Genomic DNA, 7,626 nt, shown 5'->3' with positions numbered 1-7,626 from the left:
GAACCCAATTTGCTCGAGCAGTCGGGACGCTGAACTTGGGCCCCCGCCTGCGCGGGGGCGACGTAATTTTGCGCGGGTGCGACGTAATTTGCGCGGGTGCGACGTAATTTGCGCGGGTGCGACGTAATTTGCGCGGGCGCGGCGTGAGTGCCCGTGCCGGCAACCAAGCTCAGCTGAACAACCCTTCGTCCGATCCATCCCCGTCGAAGAACCCCTGTCCGCCGTCCAGGCTGCCATTGTCGACGCTGCTGTCGAACAATCCTTCGGACGACGCGCCATTGTCCAGCACCCGGTCGACATCACCGACGCCCGCCTGGTCGGCCAGCGAACTGCCGGACTGGTCGTTGAAAAGGTTGTTGGATGGATCGTCGCTGTCCAGCAGGCGGTTGCCGCCGCCATGGTGGCCAAACATGTTTTCCAGGCCCTGGAACAGGAAGCCGCCGGCCGCCACGCCCGCCGCCGTCGCCGCGATCGAGCCCAGCGTGCCGCCGAAACCGCCCCGCAAGAAGCCGGACGACGGCGCCGACTGGTACTGCGGCTGATATTGCGGCTGATACTGCGGTTGATATTGCGGCTGGGATTGATAAGGCTGCTGGGTGTCGCGCTGGTAGGACTGGGCCGGTTGCGTCCTGCCGCTATTGCCCCAGGAATTGGCGTCGAGGAATTCGCCGCTACCTTGCTGGCCGGAATGCTGCTGGTCCAGCCGGCTCTCCAGGCCGGCGATGCGCTGTTTGGCATTCTTCAGCGCCTGGTCAAGCAGCAAGGCGCGCTGCACCAGCAGATAGGCGGCGTCCGGCTGCTGGGCGACCGCGCGCTGGATCAGGGCATCCGCTTCAGGGTCCTTCTGGATGCCATGTGCCTGGACCAGCTGGTTCAGGAAATCGTTCAACATCTGCGAATCTTGCGGGCTCATGACGTCTGCTCCTTTGAATGACCGGATAGCCCACATGTTGTGGGCGTGTCCCTGAATTCAAGTTTGCCAGCATCCGAACCCGGTTGGCTTAACGGGCGCTGAATCGCCCGCCAGGCTCACTGCTTCAGGTCCCAGCCGCCGAACGCGTTCGGCAATTGCGCGGCGGCCGTCGTTTCCAGCACGTCGCCCTTGAGGTTCGTGAGCACGATGGGGAGGTCGTTGCCGCCCAGTTCCAGGATCACCTGGCGGCAGGCGCCGCACGGGGCGATGGGACCATCCGTGTCGCCGATCACGGCCAGCGCCGCGAAGTCGCCCGGCGCATAGCCGTGGGCGATGGCAGAGAAGAACGCCGTGCGCTCGGCGCAGTTGCACAGGCCGTAGGACGCGTTCTCGACGTTACAGCCGCGGAACACGCGGCCATCCCTGGTTTCGAGCGCGGCGCCCACCTTGAAGCGCGAGTAAGGCGTGTAGGCCAGTTCGCGCGCCGCGCGGGCTTCGTCGATCAGTTTTTCGTATTTCATGGGTAGCTCCCCGGAGCGTCGTCCCCGCGAAGGCGGGGACCCAAGTTCTGCCAGCACTATCGAAACGCGAGCAAGATCAGGCCCCCGCCTCCGCGGGAGCGACGGTTGATGTTGTCGTCTTAAGGCCGAATCGTCTTGTAGATCATCGGCTGCGGCGCCGGCCGTTCGGCCGCGATGCGGTATGCCGCCTGCACTTCGCGCACGGCGCGTTCGGCGGCGTCCTGCGTGCGCGCGTGCACGAGCGCGAGCGGCTGGCCGGCGTCGATCCGCGTGCCCAGCTCGACGAGGTCCGTCAGGCCGACGGCGAAGTCGATCGGGTCCTGCGGCCGGATGCGGCCGCCGCCCAGTCCGACGACGGCCAGGCCCAGGCCGCGGCAATCCGTCGCGGACGCGTAGCCGGATGCCGGTGCCGGCACGGGCACGACGATCGGTGCTTTCGCCAGGTGCGCATCCGGATTGTCCATCAGGTCGGCCGGGCCGCCCAGCGCGGCCACCATGCGCGCGAAGCGCTCGGCCGCCTCGCCCGAATCGAGCGCCTGCTGCAGTTTCGCGCGCGCTTCGGTGTCGCCGGCGGCGAGGCCGGAAATGACGAGCATCTCGGCGCACAGCGCCATCGTCACCTCGTGCAGGCGCGCGGGACGCGATTTGCCGGTCAGGTAGTCGATCGCGACGCGCACCTCGACGGCATTGCCGGCCGCCGGGCACAGCGACTCGTTCATGCCGGTCAGGATCGCGGACGTGCGCGTGCCGGCGCCGTTGCCGACGTGGACGATGGATTCGGCCAGCTCGATGGATTTTTCGTAGGTCGGCATGAACGCGCCGCTGCCGGCCTTGACGTCCATGACGAGCGCGTCGAGGCCCGCCGCCAGCTTCTTCGACAGGATCGAGCCGGTGATCATGGCGACGGATTCCACGGTCGCCGTCGTGTCGCGGATGCTGTAGAAACGCTTGTCGGCCGGCGCCAGCTGTGCGGTCTGGCCGATGATGGCGACGCCCACGTCCTTGACGATCTTGCGGAACAGTTCCGGATCCGGCACGGTGCAGTAGCCGGGGATCGAATCGAATTTATCCAGCGTGCCGCCCGTGTGGCCGAGGCCGCGGCCGGAAATCATCGGCACGAAGCCGCCGCACGCGGCGACCATCGGGCCGAGCATCAGCGAGACGACGTCGCCGACGCCGCCCGTCGAGTGCTTGTCGACGACGGGGCCGGGCAGGTTCAGCGACTTCCACTCCATCACCTGGCCGGAATCGCGCATCGCGAGCGTGAAGGCGACCCGTTCGTCCATCGTCATGTCGTTGAAGTAGACGGCCATCGCGAGCGCGGCGATCTGGCCTTCGGTGACGCTGCCGTCGGGGATGCCGCGCACGAAGAAGCGGATCTCTTCCGGGGTCAAGGTGCCGCCGTCGCGTTTTTTGCGGACGATTTCCTGGGGGAGGAACATAGTTTATCCCGATTCAAATGCTGTCTTCAAAACGTCGTTCCCGCGGCGGCGGGAACCCAATTTACGCCGGCACAGCGCTGACGACTTGGGTTCCCGCCTGCGCGGGAACGACGGGATTTTGGGGTTCCAAGCTTTAAACGCCGTACGGAATCCACACGTTCTTGACCTGGCTCGCATGCTGCAGCACCGTCCGCCCGCATGCCTGCTTCGCATCGAACCAGTCGCGCCCTTTCGCGCCGCCCGTCCACGTGCGCTTCAGCGATTCCGCCGCCAGGCGTTCCACTTCCGCGCAGCCGTCCGCCGACCCGTCGTGGCGCCACACGGCATCCACGTCGAAGTGCGACGCCAGCGTGCGCGCCAGTTCGTCGTGGCTGCCGGTGACGATGTTCAGCGCGCCGCCCGGCAGGTCGGACGTATCGAGCACCTGGTACAGGTCCGTGCTCGAGAGCGGATGCGCTTCCGACGGCACCGCGATCACGCGGTTGCCCAGCGCCAGCGCCGGCGCGACGAGCGAAATGAAACCCAGCAGCGGGTTCTCGTTCGGGCACACGATGCCGATCACGCCCACCGGTTCGTTCAGCGCGACGGTAATGCCGTGCATCGGCGGCTGGTGCGCCTGGCCGTCGTATTTGTCGGCCCATGCGGCCCAGTAGAACAGGCGCTCGATCGATGCCTGCACTTCGCGCGCGGCATCCTTGGCGCCCGTCTGCGCGGTGATGCGCGCGGCGAATTCGTCGGCCCGCACGGCCAGGTTTTCGGCGATGTAGTACAGCACCTGCGCGCGGTTGTGCGCAGTGGCCTTCGACCAGCCGGCCGCCTTGTGCGCGGCTTCCACGGCGTTGCGGATGTCCTTGCGGTTGCCCTCGCCCACGTCGGCCAGGAACTCGCCGTTCGCGCCCGCGATCGCGCGGCTGTACGCGCCGTCCGGGCGCGCCTGCTTGCCGCCGATGTACAGCTTCGCGGTGCGGTCGACGGCGAACGGACTGTCGCCGCCGGCCAGCTTCACTTTGCCTTTTTCGGCGATGACCGGTGCGGCGGGACGTGCATCTTCCGCCAGCGGCATCAGGTACTCGTACATGCCCTCTTTGCCGCCCTCGCGGCCGAAGCCCGATTCCTTGTAGCCGCCGAAGCCGCACGCGGCATCGAACTGGTTCGCCGTATTGATCCACACGACGCCGGCCTTGATCTGCGGGGCGACGTCGAGCGCGAGGCTGATCGACTCGCTCCACACGCAGGCCGCGAGGCCGTACACGGTATTGTTCGCGAGCTGCACGGCCTCGCCCGGCGTGCGGAAGCTCGACGCGACGAGCACCGGTCCGAAGATCTCCGTCTGCGCGACGACGGCGGACGTCGACGCGCCCGTGATCAGGGTCGGCAGATACCATGCGCCGGCTTGCGGCGTCTCGGCTTCCGGTTGCCAGATCTCGCAGCCTTCGGCGCGCGCGGATTCGACGAGGCCGTGGATGCGCTGCTGCTGCACCGGGTCGACGAGCGCCCCGATGTCGTTCGATTTGTCCAGCGGCGAGCCGACGCGCAGATTGCGCATGCGCGCCTTGACCTTGTCGATGAAGCGCGGGTAGACGGTTTCCTGCACGAGCAGGCGCGAACCGGCGCAGCAGACCTGGCCCTGGTTGAACCAGATCGAATCGACGAGGCCTTCGACGGCCGCATCGAGGTCGGCGTCGTCGAACACGATGAACGGCGACTTGCCGCCCAGTTCCAGCGACAGTTTCTTGCCCGTGCCGGCCGTGGCCTTGCGGATGATGCGGCCGACTTCCGTCGAGCCGGTGAACGCGAGCTTGTCGATGCCCGGATGGTTGACGATCGCCTCGCCCACGCGGCCGTCGCCCGTGACGATGTTGACGACGCCCGCCGGCACGCCAGCCTGCTGGCAGATCTCGGCGAACAGCAGCGCGGTCAAGGACGTGAACTCGGCCGGCTTGAACACGACGGTATTGCCGGCGGCGAGCGCGGGTGCGATCTTCCATGCCAGCATCAGGAGCGGGAAGTTCCACGGCACGATCTGGCCCACGACGCCGACGGCGCGGTAGTCCGCGAATTCTTCCGATTGCAGCTGGGCCCAGCCGGCGTGGTGATAAAAGTGGCGGGCGGCCAGCGGCAGGTCGGCGTCGCGCGTCTCGCGGATGGTCTTGCCGTTGTCCAGGGTTTCCAGCACGGCGAACAGGCGCGCATGCTTCTGCAGCAGGCGCGCCAGCGCGTACAGCACCTTCGCGCGGCCGTGGCCGCCCATGGCGACCCAGCCCGGCTGCGCGCGGCGCGCGGCATCGACGGCGCGGTCCACGTCGGCCTGTGCGGCCTGCGTCACCTGCGCCAGCTCGCTGCCGTCGGCGGGGTTGAACGAGCCGAAGGTCTCGTTCGCGTCCGTCCAGGCGCCGTCGACGAACAGGCCGAAACGGCGGCCATGCGACTCCAGCCACGCTTGCGCTTCCTTGGTGCTCTCGGGTGCGGGGCCGTAATCCATGGTCTGAAGAATCTCTTTAATTGTGGGCATGGCGAATCATCCGTTGTCGGTTCAAGGTTGCGCGTGGCGATGGGCCGCCGAGTAGCTGCCGGTGACGTAATGTTCGAGCTGGCGCTCGATGTCGGTCAGCAGGCTCGATGCGCCGATGCGGAACAGGTGCGGCTGCAGCCATTCGTTGCCCAGCTCTTCCTTCATCACGGTCAGGTATTGGAGTGCCGTCTTGGCGGAGGACACACCCCCGGCCGGCTTGTAGCCGACCTTGTAGCCGGTGCGTTCGTAGTACTCGCGGATCGCGCGTACCATCACCAGCGACACGGGAATGGTCGCATTCACACCTTCCTTGCCGGTCGATGTCTTGATGAAATCGGCGCCTGCCATCATGCAGACCCACGATGCTTTTGCTACGTTCTCCAAGGTGACGAGATCGCCCGTCGCGAGGATCGCCTTCACGTGCGCCTCGCCGCACGCCTGGCGGTAGGCGAGCATCTCGTCGTACAGCGCCTGCCAGTTCCCGGTCAGGACGTGCTGGCGCGTGATCACGATGTCGATCTCGGTGGCGCCGGCGGCCACGGACAGTTCGATCTCGCGGATCTTCGTTTCCAGGCTGGAGAGGCCGGCCGGGAACGCGGTCGACACCGCGGCGATCGGCAGGCGGCCCTGCAGCACGTGCACGGCCGGCTGGATCATCTCGTGGTACACGCACACGGCGCCCGTCGTCAGGTTGTCGAGGCCCAATGCCTGCATCAGGTCCGCGCGCAGCGGGCGCATGGCCTTGCGGCACAGGCGCTCGACGCGGCCCGGCGTGTCGTCGCCCGACAGCGTGGTCAGGTCGATGCACTCGATGGCGCGGATCAGCCACGCGGCCTGGTACTCCTTCTTGACCGTGCGGCGGTTCGCCAGGCTGGCGGCGCGGCGGTCGGCGGCGTTGCGGTTGACCTTCAGGTGGTTGATCCAGCCCAGGTCCAGCTCGATGGCCGTGTTACGTTGAAAATCCAGGTTCGGGCTCATAGCAAAGCGGTTCCGTTGGCAAGGGGTTGGACGCCGAGGTGGTGCGCCAGCGTGGCGCCGATGTCAGCGAACGTGTCGGACACGGGCAGCTCGCGCGCGGGCGCGGCCGGGCCGAAGAACAGCATCGGGATGTGTTCGCGCGTGTGGTCGGAGCCGGGCCACGTCGGGTCGCAGCCGTGGTCCGCCGTGATGACGACGAGGTCGCCCTCTTTCAGCTTGCCGACGAAGTCCGGCAGGCGCGCATCCAGCTCGTGCAGCGCGTTCGCATAACCGGCGACGTCGCGGCGGTGGCCGAAGTGCATGTCGAAGTCGACGAAGTTCACGAACGTGAGCGATTTATCGGGCGCGGTATCGGCCACTTCCAGCAGGCGGTCGAACAACGCCATGTTGTCGGCGCCCTTGATCAGTTGCGTGACGCCCTGGCCCGCGAAGATGTCGCTGATCTTGCCCAGCGCGATCACCTCGCCGCCCGCATCCTTCACGTGGTCGAGCAACGTGGGTGCGACGGGCGGCACGGCGTAGTCGTGGCGGTTGCTCGTGCGCTTGTAGTTGCCGTTGGCGCCCGTGAACGGACGCGCGATCACGCGGCCGATATTGTACGGCTTGACCAGTTCGTACGCGGCTTCGCACACGGCGTACAAACGCTCCAGGCCGAAGTGTTCCTCGTGCGCGGCGATCTGCATCACCGAGTCGGCCGACGTATAGATGATCGGCTTGCCCGTCGCGACGTGTTCGTCGCCCAGTTCCGTGATGATGGTCGTGCCGGATGCGTGGCAGTTGCCCAGCCAGCCCGGCACGTTCGTGATCGCGGCCAGTTGATCGGTCAGCGCTTGCGGGAACGTGGGGACGGTCTTCGGGAAGTAGCCCCAGTCGAACAGCACGGGCACGCCGGCGATTTCCCAGTGGCCGCTCTGCGTGTCCTTGCCCGTCGAGCGCTCGCGCGCGACGCTCCACGCGCCGGTGAAGCCGTCGCGCTTGTCGAAGCCGGCCGGCCATGCGCCGCTCGCCTTGTGCGCGGCGGCGCCGAGGCCGATCGCTTCGAGGTTCGGCAGCGCCATCGGCTTGCCCGCATCGAGCGCCCACTTCGCGATGTGGCCGAGGGTGTTGGCGCCCGCGTCGCCGTATTTGTCGGCATCGGGCAAGGCACCGAGGCCGAAGGAGTCCAGCAGGAGGATGAATGCGCGTGACATAAAGTTATCCCTTGTCCCGTCGCCCCCGCGCAGGCGGGGGGCCAATTTGCACGCGTTATCGGAACGCATG

At 67.1% G+C, this 7,626-nt stretch carries 6 protein-coding genes; all 6 read right to left on the bottom strand.

The features are described from left to right. Positions 1–169: 169 nt before the first annotated feature. A complete protein-coding gene (locus tag ASC93_RS17330) occupies positions 170–913 on the bottom strand; it encodes a DUF2076 family protein (protein ID WP_056444853.1) in 744 nt (247 codons plus the stop codon). Between the two features lie 116 nt (positions 914–1,029). Then, a complete protein-coding gene (locus ASC93_RS17325) occupies positions 1,030–1,434 on the bottom strand; it encodes a cytidine deaminase (protein ID WP_056444850.1) in 405 nt (134 codons plus the stop codon). Positions 1,435–1,553: 119 nt separating this feature from the next. Beyond that, complete coding sequence (gene deoA, locus ASC93_RS17320) at positions 1,554–2,876, bottom strand: thymidine phosphorylase (protein WP_056444847.1); 1,323 nt, start codon at positions 2,874–2,876, stop codon at positions 1,554–1,556. Positions 2,877–3,009: 133 nt separating this feature from the next. Then, complete coding sequence (locus ASC93_RS17315) at positions 3,010–5,388, bottom strand: aldehyde dehydrogenase family protein (protein WP_368854539.1); 2,379 nt, start codon at positions 5,386–5,388, stop codon at positions 3,010–3,012. Positions 5,389–5,409: 21 nt separating this feature from the next. Next, a complete protein-coding gene (deoC, locus tag ASC93_RS17310; RefSeq protein WP_056444841.1) occupies positions 5,410–6,366 on the bottom strand; it encodes a deoxyribose-phosphate aldolase in 957 nt (318 codons plus the stop codon). Further along, a complete protein-coding gene (locus tag ASC93_RS17305) occupies positions 6,363–7,556 on the bottom strand; it encodes a phosphopentomutase (RefSeq protein ID WP_056444838.1) in 1,194 nt (397 codons plus the stop codon). The genes deoC and ASC93_RS17305 overlap by 4 nt, the downstream gene beginning before the upstream one ends. Between the last annotated feature and the right edge of the window lie 70 nt (positions 7,557–7,626).

Origin of the sequence: Massilia sp. Root335 (assembly GCF_001425685.1) — a bacterium.
Classification (GTDB): domain Bacteria; phylum Pseudomonadota; class Gammaproteobacteria; order Burkholderiales; family Burkholderiaceae_D; genus Telluria; species Telluria luteola.
The sequence above is the reverse complement of the archived record's forward strand: the minus strand, read 5'-3'. Positions and strand labels throughout refer to the sequence as shown.

Excerpts from the sequence above, each read along its gene's own strand:
- ASC93_RS17330 (WP_056444853.1), bottom strand. The coding sequence starts at position 913 with ATGAGCCCGCAAGATTCGCAGATGTTGAACGATTTCCTGAACCAGCTG.
- ASC93_RS17325 (WP_056444850.1), bottom strand. The coding sequence starts at position 1,434 with ATGAAATACGAAAAACTGATCGACGAAGCCCGCGCGGCGCGCGAACTG.
- deoA (WP_056444847.1), bottom strand. The coding sequence starts at position 2,876 with ATGTTCCTCCCCCAGGAAATCGTCCGCAAAAAACGCGACGGCGGCACC.
- ASC93_RS17315 (WP_368854539.1), bottom strand. The coding sequence starts at position 5,388 with ATGCCCACAATTAAAGAGATTCTTCAGACCATGGATTACGGCCCCGCA.
- deoC (WP_056444841.1), bottom strand. The coding sequence starts at position 6,366 with ATGAGCCCGAACCTGGATTTTCAACGTAACACGGCCATCGAGCTGGAC.
- ASC93_RS17305 (WP_056444838.1), bottom strand. The coding sequence starts at position 7,556 with ATGTCACGCGCATTCATCCTCCTGCTGGACTCCTTCGGCCTCGGTGCC.